The sequence below is a fragment of the Rhizobium sp. FG113 genome (assembly GCF_057809895.1).
Genome location: NZ_JBMDKV010000003.1, coordinates 159,471 through 178,114 on the forward strand (window position 1 = coordinate 159,471; position 18,644 = coordinate 178,114).

Annotated in this window: 19 protein-coding genes; 12 read left to right on the forward strand and 7 right to left on the reverse strand. The window is 61.9% G+C overall.

Annotated elements, in window-relative coordinates; genetic code table 11:
* The first annotated feature begins 39 nt into the window (after positions 1–39).
* Positions 40–1,629, forward strand: coding sequence for a peptidoglycan DD-metalloendopeptidase family protein (locus ACODTZ_RS11010; protein ID WP_489025727.1), 1,590 nt, complete (start codon positions 40–42; stop codon positions 1,627–1,629).
* Between the two features lie 114 nt (positions 1,630–1,743).
* On the opposite strand, the gene ACODTZ_RS11015 is transcribed toward ACODTZ_RS11010, so the two are convergent.
* Entirely contained in the window at positions 1,744–2,616 is an 873-nt protein-coding gene (locus ACODTZ_RS11015) for an ATP-binding protein (protein ID WP_112979598.1), read from the reverse strand.
* Between the two features lie 209 nt (positions 2,617–2,825).
* On the opposite strand from ACODTZ_RS11015, the gene yajC reads away from it, so the two are divergent.
* The 5 genes from yajC (at position 2,826) to ACODTZ_RS11040 (ending at position 7,542) form a co-directional block, all read left to right on the forward strand.
* Positions 2,826–3,170, forward strand: a complete 345-nt coding sequence (yajC, locus tag ACODTZ_RS11020) for a preprotein translocase subunit YajC (RefSeq protein WP_047510188.1) — start codon at positions 2,826–2,828, stop codon at positions 3,168–3,170.
* Positions 3,171–3,225: 55 nt separating this feature from the next.
* The gene (gene secDF / locus ACODTZ_RS11025) at positions 3,226–5,757 is read left to right on the forward strand and encodes a protein translocase subunit SecDF (RefSeq protein WP_489025729.1); all 2,532 of its coding nucleotides are present in this window, start codon (positions 3,226–3,228) and stop codon (positions 5,755–5,757) included.
* Positions 5,758–5,761: 4 nt separating this feature from the next.
* Positions 5,762–6,148: an Mth938-like domain-containing protein gene (locus ACODTZ_RS11030; RefSeq protein ID WP_113199537.1), complete on the forward strand. Its 387-nt coding sequence runs from the start codon at positions 5,762–5,764 to the stop codon at positions 6,146–6,148.
* A gap of 3 nt (positions 6,149–6,151) precedes the next feature.
* Positions 6,152–7,003: a phytoene/squalene synthase family protein gene (locus tag ACODTZ_RS11035; RefSeq protein WP_489025731.1), complete on the forward strand. Its 852-nt coding sequence runs from the start codon at positions 6,152–6,154 to the stop codon at positions 7,001–7,003.
* 71 nt (positions 7,004–7,074) lie between these two features.
* Positions 7,075–7,542, forward strand: coding sequence for a hypothetical protein (locus tag ACODTZ_RS11040; RefSeq protein ID WP_026283291.1), 468 nt, complete (start codon positions 7,075–7,077; stop codon positions 7,540–7,542).
* 93 nt (positions 7,543–7,635) lie between these two features.
* On the opposite strand, the gene ACODTZ_RS11045 is transcribed toward ACODTZ_RS11040, so the two are convergent.
* From ACODTZ_RS11045 to ACODTZ_RS11060, 4 genes are all read right to left on the reverse strand, one after another.
* Positions 7,636–8,409, reverse strand: a complete 774-nt coding sequence (locus tag ACODTZ_RS11045; RefSeq protein ID WP_018900031.1) for an amino acid ABC transporter ATP-binding protein — start codon at positions 8,407–8,409, stop codon at positions 7,636–7,638.
* Between the two features lie 17 nt (positions 8,410–8,426).
* Positions 8,427–9,581, reverse strand: coding sequence for an amino acid ABC transporter permease (locus ACODTZ_RS11050; protein WP_018900030.1), 1,155 nt, complete (start codon positions 9,579–9,581; stop codon positions 8,427–8,429).
* 4 nt (positions 9,582–9,585) lie between these two features.
* Positions 9,586–10,791 (reverse strand): amino acid ABC transporter permease, encoded by a 1,206-nt coding sequence (locus ACODTZ_RS11055; protein WP_489025734.1) that lies wholly within the window; start codon positions 10,789–10,791, stop codon positions 9,586–9,588.
* Between the two features lie 97 nt (positions 10,792–10,888).
* The gene (locus tag ACODTZ_RS11060; protein ID WP_018900028.1) at positions 10,889–11,914 is read right to left on the reverse strand and encodes an amino acid ABC transporter substrate-binding protein; all 1,026 of its coding nucleotides are present in this window, start codon (positions 11,912–11,914) and stop codon (positions 10,889–10,891) included.
* Between the two features lie 379 nt (positions 11,915–12,293).
* Between ACODTZ_RS11060 and ACODTZ_RS11065 the strand changes: the two genes are divergently transcribed.
* Positions 12,294–13,484, forward strand: coding sequence for a cystathionine beta-lyase (locus ACODTZ_RS11065; RefSeq protein WP_489025736.1), 1,191 nt, complete (start codon positions 12,294–12,296; stop codon positions 13,482–13,484).
* A gap of 12 nt (positions 13,485–13,496) precedes the next feature.
* Here the strand turns inward: ACODTZ_RS11065 and ACODTZ_RS11070 are convergent, their stop codons facing one another.
* Complete coding sequence (locus tag ACODTZ_RS11070) at positions 13,497–14,648, reverse strand: FAD-dependent monooxygenase (RefSeq protein WP_489025738.1); 1,152 nt, start codon at positions 14,646–14,648, stop codon at positions 13,497–13,499.
* Positions 14,649–14,691: 43 nt separating this feature from the next.
* Complete coding sequence (locus tag ACODTZ_RS11075; RefSeq protein ID WP_018900025.1) at positions 14,692–14,937, reverse strand: zinc-finger domain-containing protein; 246 nt, start codon at positions 14,935–14,937, stop codon at positions 14,692–14,694.
* A gap of 184 nt (positions 14,938–15,121) precedes the next feature.
* On the opposite strand from ACODTZ_RS11075, the gene ACODTZ_RS11080 reads away from it, so the two are divergent.
* The 5 genes from ACODTZ_RS11080 to ACODTZ_RS11100 all read left to right on the forward strand — a co-directional run bounded on the left by ACODTZ_RS11080 (position 15,122) and on the right by ACODTZ_RS11100 (position 18,482).
* Positions 15,122–15,907 (forward strand): alpha/beta fold hydrolase, encoded by a 786-nt coding sequence (locus tag ACODTZ_RS11080; protein ID WP_489025739.1) that lies wholly within the window; start codon positions 15,122–15,124, stop codon positions 15,905–15,907.
* A gap of 200 nt (positions 15,908–16,107) precedes the next feature.
* Complete coding sequence (cysE, locus tag ACODTZ_RS11085; RefSeq protein WP_026283285.1) at positions 16,108–16,956, forward strand: serine O-acetyltransferase; 849 nt, start codon at positions 16,108–16,110, stop codon at positions 16,954–16,956.
* Positions 16,957–17,093: 137 nt separating this feature from the next.
* Positions 17,094–17,297 (forward strand): DUF3126 family protein, encoded by a 204-nt coding sequence (locus ACODTZ_RS11090; RefSeq protein WP_018900022.1) that lies wholly within the window; start codon positions 17,094–17,096, stop codon positions 17,295–17,297.
* Between the two features lie 149 nt (positions 17,298–17,446).
* The gene (locus tag ACODTZ_RS11095; RefSeq protein WP_113235831.1) at positions 17,447–17,881 is read left to right on the forward strand and encodes a DUF3597 domain-containing protein; all 435 of its coding nucleotides are present in this window, start codon (positions 17,447–17,449) and stop codon (positions 17,879–17,881) included.
* Between the two features lie 232 nt (positions 17,882–18,113).
* Entirely contained in the window at positions 18,114–18,482 is a 369-nt protein-coding gene (locus tag ACODTZ_RS11100; RefSeq protein WP_489025742.1) for a phasin family protein, read from the forward strand.
* The last annotated feature ends 162 nt before the right edge of the window (positions 18,483–18,644 follow it).

The window sequence follows — 18,644 nt, forward strand, 5'->3', positions numbered from 1 at the left end:
TACCCACAAATGGTTGCGTTATTCAGTGGGTCGAGTGTCATGCGTTTCAGCGTTTCGCCTAAGTTCGGGAAGTCTGCCGGTAATGCCCTGATCGTGGCTCTCCTGGCGAGTGCTGCATCAGGTTGCAGTTCCGATGTGACACGTTTCGGCGGTCTGTTTTCTTCGTCCGGTCAGGACCAGATGACGACAAATTCCATCCCTCGTCGGAGCATGAGTGGTCTCCAGGCTGACCCAGTGCCGCAGGCGGACATGCAGGGCGGCGCGATGCAGCCCAATTATGCAAACAACAATCAATCGATGAACCAGCCATATCCGAGCCAGCAGTCGACCTACGGCTCGAGCGCTCGCATGGCATCGGCTCCGGTTTCCGTCCAGCGCTCCGAGCTTGCCGCTCCCGGCGCCGTGTCACAGGCTCCAGTATCCGCCGCCCGCGAAAAGCAGGTTGCCCTCGCTCAGCCGTTCCCGGCCGCCAACGCGCCACAGCATTCCAGCCAGGTCATCGTTCCGCCGAAGCGCAACGCCGACAACATCGTCACGGGCTCGACCCCGAAGGTCTCCGGCTGGTCCTCGACCAACGCTCCCTCGGTGACCATGCGTCCCGGCGAAAGCGTCGCGATCCTCGCCAACCGCTACGGCGTTCCTGAAAAGGAAATCCTGCGCGCCAACGGCCTGAAGAGTGCCGCCGCCGCCAGACCCGGCCAGACCATCCTGATCCCGACCTTCAACGGCGGCAACGCCGCCAAGGCGGCCGCGCAGTCGAACGATCTCGCGAAGGGTGGTCAGGCGCCGCAGCCGGCTCGTGGCCAGGAACAGAACCTCGCGGTCATCCCGAATGGTTCGAACGCCTCGCGTGACAAGTCGATGGCAAGCGCCGATCAATCCGGCAAGGCGCCCGTCGGCGCCGGCCCGAAGGGCGCGGGCGGCACATACGTCGTCAAGTCCGGTGACTCGCTTGCCAAGATCGCCAAGGCGACCGGCAACAGCATCGACGACATCAAGGCCGCCAACAACCTCACTGCCGGCTCGATCCGCATCGGTCAGGAACTGAACATCCCGAACGGCAACGGCGGCGCCGACACCATGAAGACGGCGTCGATCCAGCCGAAGGCGGAGCCCAAGCCCGCCGCACAGCCGGCATCCGCGCCTGAAACGGCCGCAGCCCAGCCCGCCACCTACAAGGCGCCGGTCGCCACCGAAAGCGTCAGCGATGCCGCCAAGAAGGAAGTGGCATCGGCAGCACCTGAAGCCACCGGCATAGGCAAGTATCGCTGGCCGGTCCGTGGTGCCGTGATCGCCGCCTATGGCGCCAACGTCAACGGCAGCCGCAACGACGGTATCGACATCTCGGTTCCGCAGGGCACGGCCATCAAGGCAGCTGAAAACGGCGTCGTCATCTACGCCGGCAACGGCCTCAAGGAACTCGGCAACACGGTCCTCGTTCGCCACGACGACGGCACCGTCACCGTCTACGGCAATGCCGACACGCTGAGCGTGACGCGTGGCCAGAAGATCCAGCGCGGCCAGACGGTCGCGGTGTCAGGGATGAGCGGCAACGTCAAGCAGCCGCAGGTTCACTTCGAAGTCCGCAAGGATGCGACGCCGGTGAACCCGATGACTTTCCTTGAGTAGGTTAGGCCTCGAGTAGGTCAAGAGTTTCCTCGAATAGGTATTGTGTATCGAGGACAACGCAAAAGCCCGGCAGACGCCGGGCTTTTGTCGTTTTGGTCGATGATTGAATGAGGACTAGGCTCTATCGAGCGCGATCCGCTTCCGGCCTGCGAGGTCCTGGACATACTGCCAGGCGACGCGGCCCGAGCGGGCGCCGCGCGTGGTTGCCCATTCCAGCGCTTCCGCATGCAGCGTTTCGCGGTCGAGCGGCAGCTTGAAGTGGGCAGCATAGCCGTCGATCATCGTCAGATAGTCTTCTTGGCTGCACTTGTGGAAGCCGAGCCACAGCCCGAAGCGGTCCGACAGCGAGACCTTCTCCTCCACCGCCTCCGACGGGTTGATCGCCGTCGACTGTTCGTTTTCCATCATGTGGCGCGGCAGCAGGTGGCGACGGTTGGAGGTCGCATAGAACAGTACATTTTCCGGCCGTCCCTCGACCCCGCCATCGAGCGCTGCCTTCAGCGACTTGTAGGCCGTGTCGTCGTGGTCGAAGGAAAGGTCGTCGCAGAAGACGATGACCCGGTGCGGCGTGTCCTTCAGGAGGTCGAGCAGTGTGGGCAGACTGGCAATATCCTCGCGGTGCACCTCGACCAGCTTCAGCGAGACGCCGCTGTCGCGTCTGACATCTTCGTGAACAGCCTTCACCAGCGACGACTTGCCCATGCCCCGTGCACCCCACAGAAGCACGTTGTTGGCGGCATAGCCTTCGGCGAAACGCACCGTGTTTTCATGCAGGATGTCGCGCACGCGATCGACGCCGCGGATCAGCGCCAGCGCCACGCGGTTTGGGCGCTGGACAGGCTGCAGATGCTGGCGGGCAGGGGCCCAGACGAAACAGTCGGCCGCGTTCCAGTCGTTGATGGCGGGCGGCGGTCCCGCCAGCCGTTCCACGGCATCGGCAAGGCGGCGCAGTTCGCCGAGAATGATGCTGTTGACGTCTTCGGCCATGGCCTTTTCTCCTTGGGGCGTATGCGGCTGTGTGGCAATTGCTTTTCGTAGTCGGGTAGCATGGCCTTTTATACGCGGAAAGGTTATTAGGCAGCGGAATCGGTACGGTTTTCGGCTGTTTCAGTTGCAATCGCAAAGACCATAATTATAGTCCGGCCACCGAGAAAAAAGGCGACATTCCGCCTCCGGAAAAGTTTGAGGAGATTAGCATGTTCATCACCCCGGCATTCGCCCAGGCCACCGACAGTGCGGCGTCGCCGTTCGGTTCCGGCTTCGAAATGATCATCCTGTTCGTGCCGTTGATGGTCGTCTGGTATTTCCTGCTCATCCGTCCGCAGCGCGCCCAGGCGAAGAAGCGTGACGAAGCCCTGAAGGCAATCCGTCGCGGCGATCAGGTCGTCACCTCCGGCGGTCTCGTCGGCAAGGTCACCAAGGTGATTGACGAAAAAGAAATCGAAGTCGAAATTGCTGATGGCGTGCGCGTTCGCGTTGTCCGCACCGGCGTCACTGAGATCCGCGTCAAGGGCGAGCCCGTAAAGGCAGACGCCGCATAATCATCATGCATATCCCACGAACCGGATCACCCGGATCTGACATAGTCGAGAGAAAATGCTTCATTTTTCCCGCTGGAAGACCCTTCTGATCTGGTTTGTGGTGCTGGTGGCCGTGTTGATCGCGGCCCCCAATTTTCTGCCGGTCGGCCAGTCCGGCCTGCTGTCTTCCTGGCTGTCCAAGCATCGCGTCGTGCTGGGCTCCGATCTCCGCGGCGGCACGCATGTCGTCTTCGAGGTCGACCGCGCCGATGTCGCGCGCCAGAAGCTGGTCGCCACCGTCGGCGAGATCAGCCGCTCTTTGCGCCAGGCCAACATTCGTTACACCGGGCTTACGGGCAACGACCAGACGGTCACCGTCAAGATCACCGACCCCGCGCAGGTCGACGCCGCCGTCGCCGCGCTGAAAAATCTGACCTCGACACAGGGTGTGACGCTCAAGCAGACCAATAGCGGCGACCTCACCATCGAAATCGCGGATGCCGCCATCGACGCCGCCATTTCAGAGGCGCAGGCCCAATCCGTCGACATCGTCAGCCGCCGCATCGCCGGCCTCGGCAATCCGGATTTCGCGATCAAGCCCGAGGGTGCCGATCGTCTCGATGTCCAGGTCTTCGGCATCATCGATGCCGAGCGTCTGAAGAACATTCTGAATGAGCCTGCCAAGCTTTCGGTGCGCATGCTCGACGAAACCATGTCGGGGCAGGACGCGGTCAACGGTCGCTGGCCGGCGAGTTCCGAAGTTCTCTATTCGCTAGATGATCCTCCGATCCCCTATCTCGTGGACCGTAGCGATTTCATCACCAGCGCCAATGTCGTCGATGTCCAATCCTTCGCGGATGCACAGGCCGACACGGTGGCGATCCGCTACGCACTCGACGCCGAAGGCACCAAGCGCCTGGCGGAGAAGACGCAGCAGCACGCCGGCGGCCACCTCGCCATCATCTTCGACGATCAGGTCATGGCGTCGCTCCCGATCAGCGCGCCGATCCTCGACGGCAAGGGCGAGATCCCGGTCAGCTACACCGAGGAAGGCGCCGGCGATCTGGCTCTCATGCTGCGCGCCGGCGCGCTTCCGGCCACGCTGACGACGGTCGAGGAGCGTACGGTCAGCCCGGCGCTCGGCGCGGAATCGGCGCGGGCAGGGCTTGTCGCCGGTATCGTCGCGGCGATCCTGGTCATCGGCCTGATGTTCGGCTTCTATCGCGGCCTCGGCCTGATCGCCGCGCTGTCGCTGCTCTTGAACCTCATCCTCATCCTCGCGGTGATGAGCCTCATCGGCGCCACGCTCACCTTGCCGGGGATTGCCGGCATCGTGCTCATCATGGGCATGGCGGTTGACGCCAATGTGCTGATCTACGAGCGCATCCGCGACGAAGCAAAAACCGGCCGGCCGTTCTTCGAGGCGATCGACTACGGTTTCTCCCGTGCGATCATGACGATCTTAGACGCCAACGTCACCATCTTCATCGCCGCCGTCATCCTCTATTTCCTCGGCAACGACGCGGTGCGCGGCTTTGCCGTCACGCTCGCCGCCGGCATCCTGACCACCATTTTTACTGCCGTCACGCTCACCCGCTGGATCGTCGTCACCTGGCTGCATCGCCGTCATCCCCGGCATCTGCCGAAGGATGTCCACACGGGCATCTTCGATCGCGCCAACATCCGCTTCATGGGCATCCGCCGCTATGTCTTCACCGCCTCGGCCGCCCTTTGCGTCGCCGCCATGCTGGGCTTCGCGGCGGTCGGAATGCATCTTGGCATCGACTTCGCCGGTGGCTCGATCATCGAGGTCAAGGCCAAGCAGGGTCCTGCCGACCTTGAGGATATCCGCGCCCGCCTCGGCGATCTGCCGATCGGCGACATTCTTGCCCGCAGGCTTGCCGATCCCGCCGGCGCGCTGATCCAGCTGGAAGCGCAGGGCGGCGGCGAGAATGCCGAACAGTCGGCGGTCACGCTGGTGCGCGACGAACTCGCCAACGATTATGACTTCCGCCGCGTCGAAGTGGTCGGCCCCGCCATCTCTGGCGAACTCACCCGCGCCGCCTCGCTCGGCGTGCTCGCCTCGCTCATCGTCATCCTCGTCTATATCTGGATGCGCTTCGAGTGGCAGTTCGCCGTCGGCGCCATCGTTGCCACGCTGCACGACATCATCCTGATCCTCGGGTTGTTCGTGCTAACAGGCATCGAGTTCAACCTGACCAGCGTCGCCGCCCTTCTGACGATCATCGGCTATTCGCTCAACGATACCGTCGTGGTCTACGACCGCATGCGCGAAAACCTGAAGCGTTACCGCAAGATGCCATTGCCGATCCTGATCGATGCGTCGATCAACCAGACGCTGTCGCGCACCGTGCTGACCGCCGCCACCACCATGCTGGCGCTGCTCGCGCTGGCGATCTTCGGCGGCGAGGTCATCCGCTCCTTCGCCTTCATCATGCTGGCTGGTGTTGCCATCGGCACGTTTTCCTCCATCTACATTGCTGCACCGGTGCTGATCGTTTTCAAGCTCCGCCCGGATGCGCTCGATAACGATAACGACAAGAAAGTACCGGAACCGGCCGCCCAGCCCGGCAAGCCGGCAGTGTGAGAATATGGCAAGAGGCATTGAAATACGCGAAGCGCATTTTCCCGGTCGCGCTCCGATCGATACCTACGGGAACGGCGGCTTCCGCTTTGCCGACATGTCGCATCGCGGCTCCATCCTCTGCCTGCCGTCGGGCATTCACGGCTGGAACATGGATGCGACCATGCCGCTGTCGATCGAAAACCTGCAGCGTGTCCTGAACGAGGCGTCCGAGATCGAATTCCTGCTGCTCGGCACCGGTGTCGACATGCGCCCGATCCCGGCGGAGCTGAAAGCTGCGCTGAAGGGCGCAGGCATTTCCTCGGATTCGATGAGCACGGGTGCGGCAGTGCGCACCTTCAACATCATGCTGATGGAATCGCGCGCTGTCGCAGCGGCGCTGATCGCGGTCTGACGCATGGCCGATCAATCCTCGACGAACCAGGACATTTGCCTGGCGATGCTGCGCGACAGCGATCGCGACCGCTATCTCGCCTGCCTGCTGTCTCCCGAAGACAAACGTGGCGCGCTGGCGGCGCTTTACGCCTTCAACGCCGAACTCGCCCGCATCCGCGATCTCGTGCACGAGCCGCTGCCCGGCGAAGTTCGCATGCAATATTGGCGCGATCTTCTGGAGGGAACCGCGCACGGCTCCACCGAGGCCAACCCGCTGGCTGCGGCCCTGTTGTCAGCGGTCGAGACCCACCGCCTGCCGCGCCAGACGCTGTCGAATATGATCGACGCCCGCATCTTCGACCTCTACGACGATCCGATGGAATCGCGCGGCGCGCTGGAAGGCTATGCCGGCGAAACCGCTTCGGCGCTGATCCAGCTGGCAAGCCTGATCTTGTCGCCGGACGAGGCGGCGCGGTCGGCCGAAGCGGCCGGCCATGCCGGCGTCGCCCAGGCGATCGCGGGATTGCTGCTCTTGATGCCGCTCCATCGCCATCGCGGCCAGATCTATATCCCGCTCGAGATCCTGGCCGCGACGGGGCTCGACCGAGACACCTTTCTGGCTGGCGAAGACAAGGCGCGCATCTCGGCGGCCATCGAGGCCTTCGCCGGCCTCGGCCGCGACCATCTCGCGAGGGCGCGCAAGGTCACCATCCCGCAAACGGTCTTCCCGGCCTTCCTGCCGGCAGCACTCGCCGCGCCGGTGCTGTCGAAGGCGCAGAAGCTGGGGGCAGGGTTGTTCGATCGCTCTGCGCAGCAACCGCAATGGCGCCGCCAGATCGGCATGACCATGGCGCTGATGCGCAAGAAAATCTGAGGCTCGTTCAAACTCGCGCAAGCCTCGCGCGTTATAGCTGTCATCATCGCTTGCTTTGAATGGAGTGTGACGTGAGCATAATGATCTGGGCCACTCTTTTCGTGATGCTCGTCATCGTGGCCTTCATCGCCGTGCGCATGTCGGCGAAGCACGAGGAGCAGGGCCTGCACGATACCGGCCTTGCCATCATCGAGTTCAACCGCGCCTTCCCGACCGAAGCGATCCGCTCGCTCCAGGCAACGGCCAACGGTCAGGTGGTCTTCGTCCGCCTGCACGACAACAAAGCCGGATTCATGCGTAGCATGCAGCGCCATTACTCCTGCCAGGTCATCCAGCCGGGCAGGGTGCGCGTTCAAAGCTCCGATAGCGGCAAGGGGCTGACGGTCGATTTTCTCGATACGCCGCACCAGAACGGCACCTTCGAATTCGCCTCGCCAAAGGAAGCCTCCGAAGTGGCCCTCTGGCTGCTCGGCAACTACGTCGCCGAACCCGACCGCGAACTGCCGCTGGCCGACCCGACGGCCGCGAACCACCGATAGGGCGACACGCACTCTTCCCTTACAACGCATTTCATCCCCGCCTATCGTTTGATAGGGCGGGGATGATTGTTGAGCGGCGCGCTATCCGCGCTTTTAGTGCAGAATCTGGCTGAGGAAGAGCTTGGTGCGCTCGTGCTGCGGATTGTCGAAGAACTCGGCCGGCGAGTTCTGTTCGACGATCTGGCCCTGGTCCATGAAGATGACGCGGTTGGCGACCTGGCGGGCGAAGCCCATTTCGTGGGTCACGCACAGCATCGTCATGCCTTCTTCGGCAAGACCGACCATCGTGTCGAGCACTTCCTTGATCATTTCAGGGTCGAGTGCCGAGGTCGGCTCGTCGAACAGCATGATCTTCGGGTTCATGCACAGCGAGCGGGCGATTGCCACGCGCTGCTGCTGACCACCGGAGAGCTGGCCCGGATACTTGTTGGCCTGCTCGGGGATCTTGACGCGCTTGAGGAAGTGCATGGCGATTTCTTCGGCCTGCTTCTTCGGCATCTTGCGCACCCAGATCGGCGCCAGCGTGCAGTTTTCCAGGATCGTCAGGTGCGGGAAGAGATTGAAGTGCTGGAACACCATGCCGACTTCGCGGCGCACTTCGTCGATCTTCTTCAGGTCGTTGGTCAGCTCTGTACCGTCGACGATGATCTGGCCCTTCTGGTGCTCTTCCAGACGGTTGATGCAGCGGATCATCGTCGATTTGCCGGAGCCAGAAGGGCCGGCGATGACGATGCGCTCGCCGCGCATGACCTTGAGGTTGATGTCGCGCAGCACGTGGAAATCACCGTACCACTTGTTCATGCCGATGATCTCGATGGCAACATCGGTTGCCGACACGGTCATCTTTTTGGGTTGGGCTTCAGCCATGATTTTTCCCCTTGCTCTTATCGTTTGTGGCCAGTGTCGAGGTGGCGTTCCATGAAGTTTGAATAGCGTGACATGCCGAAGCAGAAAAGCCAGAAAACGAAGCCCGCGAAGATCAGGCCGGTCAAAGGCGTCACCGCACTGGCCCAGTTGGCGTCCGAGAAGTTCAGGCGCACGATGTTCAACAGGTCGAACATGCCGATGATCGACACCAGCGACGTATCCTTGAAGGTGCCGATGAAGGTGTTGACGATGCTGGGGATAACCAGCTTGATCGCCTGTGGCATGATCACCAGCCGGGTCTTCTGCCAATAGCCGAGGCCGAGCGAATCTGCACCCTCGAACTGACCCTTCGGAATGGCCTGCAGGCCGCCGCGGATGACTTCGGCCATGTAGGCCGAGGTGAAGATCGACACCCCGATCAGTGCGCGCAGCAGCTTGTCGATGGTCCAGCCGGTCGGCAGGAACAGCGGCAGCATGACGCTTGCCATGAAGAGGACGGTGATCAGCGGCACGCCGCGGACGATTTCGATGAAGGCCACGCACACCATGCGGATGACGGGCATCTTTGATCGCCGACCGAGCGCGAGCAGGATGCCGCAGGGGAAGGAGACCGCGATGCTGACGAAGGACAGGATCAGCGTCACCATCAGGCCGCCCCAGAGCGACGTTTCCACGACCTCGAGACCGAAGCCGCCGTAAAGCAGCCAGAAGGAAACGACCGGCAGGACGAGGAACAGCAGGATGGCGTTCAGACCCTTGCGCGGCACCGACGGGATCAGCATCGGCACGAGGAGAGCGACGAACAGGATGCCGACGATGGTCGGGCGCCAGCGGTCGCTAATCGGATAGCGGCCGAAGATGAACTGGTCGTACTTGGCCTGCACGAAGGCCCAGCAGGCGCCGCTCCAGCCATCAGGCTGAACGCCGCCTTGCACGGTCGTTGCGCAGAAGGTGCGGTCGGGACCGGACCAGACGGCTTCGATAAACAGCCAGTTGACGATGTGCGGCACCGCCCAGAGGATGAGCGCCAGCGCAAGCACCGTCAGCACAACGTCTTTCGGTGTCGCCAGAAGGTTCTTGCGGACCCAGGCGGTTACGCCCTTTTCTCCCGCCGGGGCGGGTTCTGGCGACAGCATTGTTGTTCGGACGAAAGAGTTCTTGGATACGGACATCGTCTTATCTCTCCACCAGGGCCATCTTGGCGTTGAACCAGTTCATGAACAGCGAGGTGAGAATGCTGAGCCCGAGGTAGATGATACCCCAGATGCAGACGATCTCGATCGCCTGGCCGCTCTGGTTCATGATGGTGCCGCCGACCGCGACGAGGTCCGAGAAGCCGATTGCGATCGCCAGCGACGAGTTCTTGGTGAGGTTGAGATATTGGCTCGTCAGCGGCGGGATGATGATGCGCATCGCCTGCGGAACGACGACGAGGCGCGTGACGCTGGAGGGGTGCAGACCAAGCGCGCCGGCCGCTTCCGATTGGCCTTTTGGCACGCCACGAATACCGCCGCGAACGATCTCGGCGATGAAGGATGCGGTGTAGAAGGACAGCGCCAGGAACAGCGACATGAACTCAGGCCCGACGACCGAGCCGCCGGTGAGGTTGAACTTGCCGGCAACGGGAATGTCGAAGGACATCGGCAGTCCCGAAGCGAGGAAAGCCACGACGGGCGAACCGACGATGAGCCCGATCGACACCCAGATGGTGTGGAACGGCTTGCCGGTGGCAGCCTGCCGCTTGTGCGCCCAGCGCGCCATGAAGATGACGGCGATGATCGCGATCACGAAGGCCGCCAGCACCGCGAGCATGCCGCTCTCGAAGATCGGGCGAGGGAAGGCCAGGCCGCGATTGTTGAGGAACATGCTGAACGGCAGATGCAGCGATTCACGCGGCTGCGGCAGAACGGCGAGAACACCGGAATACCAGAAGAAGATGACGAGCAGCGGCGGGATGTTGCGGAACACCTCGACATAGATCTGGCACAGCTTGGCGATCAGCCAGTTGTGCGACAGGCGCCCGATGCCGACGATGAAGCCGATGATGGTCGCCGTGATGATGCCGGTGATGGCCACCAGCATGGTGTTGAGGATACCGACGACAAGCGCGCGTCCATAGGTCGAATCGCTGGAATAGCTGATCAGCGACTGGCCGACTTCGAAGCCGGCACGGCCGCGCAGGAAGCCGAAGCCCGAGGCCGTGTTGCTGCGCGCCAGATTGGCCGCGGTGTTGTGTGCGATCCACCAGACGAGGCCGACGAGTGCGACGACGGTGAGAACCTGGAAGAAGATGCCGCGATATTTCGGGTCGTTGAGTACGGACCGGTAGTTCCAGCCGTTTTCGGATATGGGTGTGGTGTGAGCCGCCTCTTGCTGCGCCATGCCGAGCCTTTCCCCTGTGTGCCCCTTTTAGGGCTTTTCTTTTTTGGAAGACGGAAAGGCGGCTTGGCCGCCTTTCCGGGCTTTCATAAGGGGCCGATTAGCGGACCGGAGGTGCGTACTGGATGCCGCCCTTGTTCCACAGCGCGTTCAGGCCGCGAGCGATCTTCAGCGGGCTGCCCTGGCCGATGTTGCGCTCGAAGATTTCGCCGTAGTTGCCGACGCCCTTGATGACGTTAGCAGCCCAGTCGTTGGTGAGGCCGAGATCGGTGCCGATCTTGGTGTCAGCCTCGGAGCCGAGGAAGCGCTTGATATCTGGGTTCGGCGAGTTCTTCATCTCGTCGACGTTGGCCTGGGTGATGCCGAATTCCTCGGCATTGATCAGAGCGTAAGCCGTCCAGGAAACGATGTCGAACCACTGGTCGTCGCCCTGGCGAACGGCCGGGCCGAGCGGCTCCTTAGAGATGATCTCAGGCAGGATCATGTGCTCGTCGGGGTTCTTCAGCGTCAGACGCAGCGAGTAGAGGCCGGACTGGTCGGTGGTGTAGACGTCGCAACGGCCCGAATCATAGGCTGCGTTGACTTCCTCAAGCTTTTCGAAAACCACCGGATTGTACTGCAGGTTGTTGGCCTTGAAGTAGTCGGCGAGGTTGAGCTCGGTCGTCGTGCCGGACTGTACGCAGATGGCAGCGCCCGAAAGCTCGAGAGCCGACTTCACGTTCAGGCTCTTGCGAACCATGAAGCCCTGACCGTCATAATAGGTGATCGGGCGGAAGTTGAAGCCGAGAGCGGTGTCACGGTTGATGGTCCACGTCGTGTTACGCGACAGAACGTCGATTTCGCCGGACTGCAGCGCCGTGAAGCGCTCCTTGGCGTTGGTCGGCGTGTACTTCACCTTGGTCGGATCGCCGAAGACGGCGGATGCAACGGCCTTACAGAAATCGACGTCGAAACCGGCCCAGTTGCCGGAAGCGTCAGGTGCCGCGAAACCGGTCAGACCGGTGTTGACGCCGCACTGAACGAACCCTTTTGCTTTTACGTCCCCGAGCGTCGTCGCCGAAGCTGCCGAAGCGCCAAGTGCGAAGACTGCTGCGCCAATGGCGACCGACAGAAGCTTAATCTTCATTTTTCCCAACCTTTTTCCGTTATCTTTTGTTTATTGTGGGAGCGTCGGCAGAAGCATGCAGACCCCCCAAAAGACCCGACACCCTCCCGGCGCGAGTTGGTCTATCACAGTCGGAAATGTCACCACGGTCAAGTCTCGCGCCACAAGATTGCGTGATATTTCGGCAATTTGCTGAGCGCGGCTCACAAAATGAGCAATTGATTACCCAAAAGGCAGTGTTTGGCGAAAAAAATCGCGCAAACTCACTGATATATCTGGATAATTGCCGTACCGACCGGTTCTCTTGGTCGACTTTACGTTACGTGAGCGGGGTTGACCCCGCCTCGGGACAGGTCCAAGAGTTCCGCAAAGAGCGTTCATTCCAAAGGCTTAATTAGACATGACAGATAGAGACGGCCGGCTTCAAAACGCCGGCATCAACACCCGCCTTTCGCATATCGGCAATGACCCTTCCGACTATCATGGCTTCGTTAATCCGCCGGTCGTGCATGCATCGACGGTGCTGTTTCCGAACGCCAAGGCGATGGACCAGCGGGCGCAGAAATACACCTACGGAACACGCGGAACGCCAACCACCGATGCCCTTTGCGAGGCGATCGACGCGCTTGAGGGATCGGCCGGAACGATCCTCGTTCCCTCGGGTCTCGCAGCCGTTACCGTGCCGTTCCTGGCTTTCCTGTCGTCGGGCGATCATGCGCTGGTCGTCGATTCGGTCTATGGCCCGACCCGCCATTTCTGCGACACGATGCTGAAGCGCCTCGGCGTTTCCGTCGAATACTACGATCCGGCGATCGGCGTCGGCATCGAGACGCTGATCAAGCCCAATACGAAGCTGGTCCACACGGAAGCGCCGGGCTCCAACACCTTCGAGATGCAGGATATCCCGGCTATCGCCGCGATCGCCCACAAGCACGGCGCGGTGGTGACGATGGACAATACCTGGGCGACACCGGTCTATTTCCGCCCGCTCGATTACGGCGTCGACATCTCGATCCACGCGGCGACGAAATATCCGTCCGGTCACTCCGATATCCTGATGGGCACGGTTTCGGCCAATGCCAAGCACTGGGAGCAGCTGCACGAGGCCAACATTACGCTCGGCATCTGCGGCGCGCCTGACGATGCCTACCAGATCCTGCGCGGCCTGCGCACCATGGGTGTGCGCCTCGAGCGTCACTACGAGAGCGCGCTTACTATCGCCAAATGGCTGGAAGGCCATGAAGACGTGGCCGCCGTGCTGCATCCGGCGCTGCCGAGCTTCCCGGGCCACGAGCTCTGGAAGCGCGACTTCAAGGGCGCCAGCGGCATCTTCTCCTTCGTGCTGAAGGCAGACGGCCCGGCCGCATTCAAGCCGAAGGCGCATGCCTTCCTCGATGCGCTGAGGATCTTCGGTCTCGGCTGGTCCTGGGGTGGCTTCGAAAGCCTGGCGGTCCACGTCAACCTGAACGACCGCCGCGTCACCAAGGCGCCGACGGAGGGGCCGGTGATCCGCCTTCAGATCGGTCTGGAGGATGTTGCCGATATCAAGCTCGATATCGAGCGCGGCTTCGCCGCCGCCAAGGCGGTCTGATCAGCGGTCCTGTCAGTCCATGGCGCGATAAGCGTAGATCCAGTCAAGATCCGCCGCGAGACTTTGCGGCGGCTTCAGCGAGAGAACGATATCACGCCCGATCCGGAATGGACCACGGGCGTGATAGACAAACTGGTTGAACGCGCCGCGTTGGCGCAGCCGGTTCACGCGCGGCACACGGTGGGCTTCGAAGAGCGGCAGCGCTTCTGAAACTGGGCGTTTCGCCAGGAACGACGCCAGTTCGTAGGCGTCCTCGATCGCCATTGCCGCACCTTGTGCGGCAAACGGCATCATCGCATGCGCCGCATCCCCGATCAGCACCGTGTCGCGGCCGTTCTGCCACTTGCCGCGCGTCGCTTCGTAAAGCGGCCAGAAGGTCATTTCACCGGATTTTTCAAACAGCGACAGCAACGCCGGGTTCCAGCGCGAGAAGCGGGCGAGCAACTGTTGGCGCTGCGCCTGCGTCGGCTGCGCCAGCCATTCGCGCGTAGCCGCATGGCCCGTGGTGATCGCCACCATGTTGAAGCTGTCGGTCTCGCGCAGCGGGTAGGCGACCAGATGCGCCGATGGTCCGAGAAAGGCCGAGACGCTCTCGCGGTTCAGCACGCCCCGCGCATCCGCCGCCGAGACGGTGAAGCGATAGGCGATGTTGCCGGAAAAGCGCGAGGAGGGGCTGTCGGCGATGAGATCGCGCGTCTTCGACCAGACGCCGTCGGCGCCGATGATCACGCCGCCCGCGCGAGTGACGGCGGCGATATCGCCGCTTTCGATGCGCGAGCCGAGATGAAGCGTGCAGAGCGGATTGTCTTTTACGGCAGCAAGCAGCGCGCCTTGCAGGCTGGTGCGATGCAGCACCCCGTAGGGCGCCTCCCAGCGCGCGCGCGCGGCAGGGCCAGATGGCACGGCCGCCAGTTCATGCAGCGACGTGCCGGAGATCAGGCGAATGCTGTTCGGCTCGAGCCAGATCGGCGTCAACACGTCGAGCACGCCGAGCTTGTCGAGGATGCGCGACGCATTGGGCGATATCTGCAGCCCGGCGCCCACCTCGGTCAGCTCAGGCGCCTGCTCGAAGATCTCGGAGCGAATGCCATGCCTGGCGAGTGCCAGCGCCGCCGTCAGACCAGCGACGCCCGCTCCGATAATAGCGGCATGTTCGACCGACATGGTCGATCCAATCTGTGTTTCGGTGAATTAAGCGACGTGTGAGTTAGGCGACCTGGAAATGGAAGACGCAACCGGCCGGGTTCGTCTGAGTGGCCTTCAGCGCGCCGTTGAAGCGGTAGAGGGTCGAGCAGTAGGAACAGACCTTCTCGTTCTCGTCGCCCATGTCGATGAAGATATGCGGGTGGTCGTAGGGAACGGAGGCGCCGGTGCACATGAATTCCTTCACGCCGACTTCGATGACACGGTGTCCGCCGTCGTTCTGGAAGTGAGGGATATTGTGACCGGCCATGAGGGATCTCCGAATGCCTTTGAAAACGTGCGCACCTTATAGTGCGTCGCCGGAAATGTGTCGAGCCAAAGGAGGCGCGCGCCCGATAGTTTTTGGAGGCGCGTTTGGGCGCGCTTTTTGATTGGGGCAGGGGTTCCCGTCAGCGGCCCGATAAAATATGGTCCGGCAAAACAGGACTGCCCCGATGAACTTGAATACGCCTGCCTTTTCGACCTTCGTGCACGACGGCCTCAACCTTTCCTATTTCGACGAGGGAAATCCCGAGGGGCCGCCGGTGCTGCTCATCCACGGCTTCGCCTCGACCGCCAGCGTCAACTGGGTCTACCCGGGCTGGCTGAAAACGCTGGGCGAGGCCGGATACCGGGTGATCGCCATGGACAACAGAGGCCACGGCGTAAGCGACAAGCCGCATGATTCCGAAGCTTATCGCCCCTGGATCATGGCGGCTGATTCCATCGCGCTGCTCGATCATCTCGGCATCCCGGAAGCCGACCTCATCGGCTACTCCATGGGCGCGCGCATCTCGGTCTTCGCGACGTTGAAGCACCCCGATCGCGTCCGTTCTCTGGTGCTCGGCGGCCTCGGCATCGGCATGACCGATGGTGTCGGCGATTGGGACCCGATCGCCGATGCGCTGCTGGCGCCCTCGATCGATGGCGTCACCCATGCCCGCGGCCGCATGTTCCGCGCCTTCGCCGAGCAGACGAAGAGCGACCGCCAAGCGCTCGCCGCCTGCATCAGGGGATCGCGCGATCTGGTGGAACGGAGTGACATGGCAAAGATCGAGGCGCCGACGCTGGTCGCCGTCGGAACCAAGGACGATATCGCCGGCTCTCCGCAGGAACTGGCGGCGCTGATGCCCGATGCACGCGCGCTCGATATCCCCGGCCGCGACCACATGCTTGCCGTCGGCGACAAGGTGTTCAAGGCGGCCGTTCTCGACTTTTACGCGAAACTCTCCGCCCGGTGACATCAGGGGCGAGCGCGCAAGGACGATCGTTCACCAAAATGCGGAAATAGCGAAAAGCTGTTTCCGTCGCCCCATTTATATCAGCCGGATTTTGCCCTATATAGGGTGACACTCAAGCGCCAGTGGCGTGGCCGGATCGCGCGATCTGGCCGGAATACAATGCCCGGATGGAGTGCCATTCGGAAGACAAGGAGACCTCGATGGTCGCGAAGTCAGACATTCGTCCTCTTGAGACCCAAGGTTCGCTCAAGGCGATGGACCCGATCTGGGATAGCCTGCGCGAGGAAGCGCGTCTTGCCGCCGAAGCCGATCCGGTGCTGGCGGCATTTCTGTATTCGACCGTGCTCAACCATCGCTCGCTCGAGGAATGCGTAATCTACCGCATCTGCGAGCGTCTCGATCACCCCGATATGCAGGCGATCCTGCTGCGCCAGACCTTCGACCAGATGCTGGCCGACTGGCCGGAATGGGGCGCCATCCTGCGCGTCGACATCCAGGCCGTTTACGACCGCGATCCGGCATGCCTGCGCTTCATGGAGGCGCTGCTCTATTTCAAGGGTTTCCACGCGTTGCAGACCCATCGCCTCGCGCACTGGCTGCTCAATCGTGGCCGCCGTGATCTGGCGCTCTACCTGCAGAGCCGCTCCTCCAGCGTCTTCCAGACCGATATCAACCCGGCCGCCCGTATCGGTCGTGGCATCTTCCTCGATCATGCGACGGGCCTCGTCGTCGGCGAAACCGCCGTCATCGGCGACAACGTCTCGATCCTGCACGGCGTCACGCTCGGCGGCACCGGCAAGGAGGGCGCCGATCGCCATCCGAAGATCGCCAGCGGCGTGCTGATCGGCGCCGGCGCCAAGATCCTCGGCAACATCGAGATCGGTCATTGCTCGCGCATCGCCGCCGGTTCCGTGGTGCTGAAGGCGGTGCCGCCGAAGACGACGGTCGCGGGCGTACCCGCCAAGGTGGTCGGCACGGCCGGCTGTTCGGAACCATCCCGGCTCATGGATCAAGTGATCATGGATCAGGTGATGGGCGCCGACATCTAGGCGTTTTCGCGTCGCGCAGAGCGACAACATGGCCTGAAGAACGGCGGGGAAAGCGGTATCACAGCCGGCTCCGCGCCTTTACAGGCCCATCTTTCCCATGCAAAAAGCGGCCATTGAGACCGCTCAGGAGATGCAGTGTGAAGCCCGAAGAAATCAAGAAACTCGACGCCTATTTCAAACGCACGTTCAACCCGGAAATGATCGTCAAGGCACGTCCGCGCAAGAACGACTCCGCTGAAGTCTACATGGGCGAGGAATTTCTGGGCGTCGTCTACATCGATGACGAGGACGGCGACCGCTCGTACAACTTCTCGATGGCGATCCTCGACGTCGACCTCTGATCCGGTCGCGAGCTTTGTCTCGCACCGATTGTGCCTGGGCCGCGACGTCGCGGCCTGGCCGAAATTGCTGGTCCGCTCTGGACCACCCGGCCTTGCGCCCCATCTTGGGCTTGAGCATGTGCTCGAGCGCCATCAAGGGGAAACCGGACATGGGTATTTTCGACAAGATCAAACACGCAATCTGGGGTGAAGCGCACGCCGCCGAGGCAGCGCCGGCCGCAGCACCTAAGATTGAGCCTGCGCAGGCGCCGATATCGCCTTCAGCCGCCCCGAGCCCGTCTCCGACCCCCGCACCCACATCGCCAGCCACTTCCGCGCCATCGACCTCGGTCGATATCGCCATGGTGCTCGACGCCGCCGTGAAGAAGAATGGCCAGAAGCTCGATTGGCGCCGCTCGATCGTTGATCTCATGAAGGCAGTCGGCATGGATGCGAGCCTCACCGAGCGCAAGGAGCTGGCGACCGAGCTCGGCTATACCGGCGACAAGAACGACTCGGCGACGATGAACATGTTCCTGCACAAGGCGCTTCTGAAGAAGCTGTCGGAGAATGGCGGCAAGGTTCCGGCCGATCTGCTCGACTGATCGTCGTCGAGAAAGTATTCGCGGCTCGCAACCGAGTTTTTGTTCAAAGCTTACGGTTGCGGGCGCCTGATATATTTTAGAGAAATCAATTAAAGACGTACGTCGCTCGAAAACTGGGCCGAAATTACAATTGCCATCGCAACCAATGATTGTTTTGCATTGCACAAAGTCGCTTGACTTCGTGTGCGCTGCAGCTAACCTCCGCTATCGACGCAAGACAAGGAGGATAGTCATGCTGAATTTTGAGGACACGAATCGCAAGAGCAAGGAAGCCATGGACGCGGTGCTGAAAAGCTACTCGGAAACGGCCAAGGGTATGCAGGCGATCGCGACGGAAACCACCGAATATTCCAAGAAGTCTTTTCAGGACGCTGTCACGCATTTCGAGACTCTCTCGGGCGCCCGCAGCTTCGAAGCCGTCTTCGAGTTGCAGACCAGCTATGTGAAGTCCGCCTATGAAAACTTTGTCGCCGAAGCGACGAAGCTGACGGAAATGTACTCCGACATCGCCAAGAGCGCCTACAAGCCCTACGAGGCGCCGGTCGCGGCCGCCACCAAGGCAATGAAGCCGGCGCCGGTGGCGACGCAGACGGCGGCCTAAGCTTAGCGCACACGTCTCTTACCTCTTGAAATACAAAGACCGGCTACGCATCTGCAGCCGGTCTTTTTGTTTTGCCGTCAGGCAGTCTCAAATCTGCGCGCTATTTTTGTGTCTTTGCGCCTGACGCGGGCGAATTGTGATTGCAGTGTGAAGCAAGGGGCT

Bases quoted from the DNA above. Each gene is read 5' to 3' on its own strand.
- secDF (WP_489025729.1), top strand. From the start codon at position 3,226: ATGCTTCATTTTTCCCGCTGGAAGACCCTTCTGATCTGGTTTGTGGTG.
- ACODTZ_RS11030 (WP_113199537.1), top strand. From the start codon at position 5,762: ATGGCAAGAGGCATTGAAATACGCGAAGCGCATTTTCCCGGTCGCGCT.
- ACODTZ_RS11100 (WP_489025742.1), top strand. From the start codon at position 18,114: ATGCTGAATTTTGAGGACACGAATCGCAAGAGCAAGGAAGCCATGGAC.
- ACODTZ_RS11065 (WP_489025736.1), top strand. From the start codon at position 12,294: ATGACAGATAGAGACGGCCGGCTTCAAAACGCCGGCATCAACACCCGC.
- ACODTZ_RS11075 (WP_018900025.1), bottom strand. From the start codon at position 14,937: ATGGCCGGTCACAATATCCCTCACTTCCAGAACGACGGCGGACACCGT.
- ACODTZ_RS11095 (WP_113235831.1), top strand. From the start codon at position 17,447: ATGGGTATTTTCGACAAGATCAAACACGCAATCTGGGGTGAAGCGCAC.
- yajC (WP_047510188.1), top strand. From the start codon at position 2,826: ATGTTCATCACCCCGGCATTCGCCCAGGCCACCGACAGTGCGGCGTCG.
- ACODTZ_RS11070 (WP_489025738.1), bottom strand. From the start codon at position 14,648: ATGTCGGTCGAACATGCCGCTATTATCGGAGCGGGCGTCGCTGGTCTG.
- cysE (WP_026283285.1), top strand. From the start codon at position 16,108: ATGGTCGCGAAGTCAGACATTCGTCCTCTTGAGACCCAAGGTTCGCTC.
- ACODTZ_RS11050 (WP_018900030.1), bottom strand. From the start codon at position 9,581: ATGTCCGTATCCAAGAACTCTTTCGTCCGAACAACAATGCTGTCGCCA.
- ACODTZ_RS11080 (WP_489025739.1), top strand. From the start codon at position 15,122: ATGAACTTGAATACGCCTGCCTTTTCGACCTTCGTGCACGACGGCCTC.
- ACODTZ_RS11035 (WP_489025731.1), top strand. From the start codon at position 6,152: ATGGCCGATCAATCCTCGACGAACCAGGACATTTGCCTGGCGATGCTG.
- ACODTZ_RS11010 (WP_489025727.1), top strand. From the start codon at position 40: ATGCGTTTCAGCGTTTCGCCTAAGTTCGGGAAGTCTGCCGGTAATGCC.
- ACODTZ_RS11055 (WP_489025734.1), bottom strand. From the start codon at position 10,791: ATGGCGCAGCAAGAGGCGGCTCACACCACACCCATATCCGAAAACGGC.
- ACODTZ_RS11060 (WP_018900028.1), bottom strand. From the start codon at position 11,914: ATGAAGATTAAGCTTCTGTCGGTCGCCATTGGCGCAGCAGTCTTCGCA.
- ACODTZ_RS11045 (WP_018900031.1), bottom strand. From the start codon at position 8,409: ATGGCTGAAGCCCAACCCAAAAAGATGACCGTGTCGGCAACCGATGTT.
- ACODTZ_RS11015 (WP_112979598.1), bottom strand. From the start codon at position 2,616: ATGGCCGAAGACGTCAACAGCATCATTCTCGGCGAACTGCGCCGCCTT.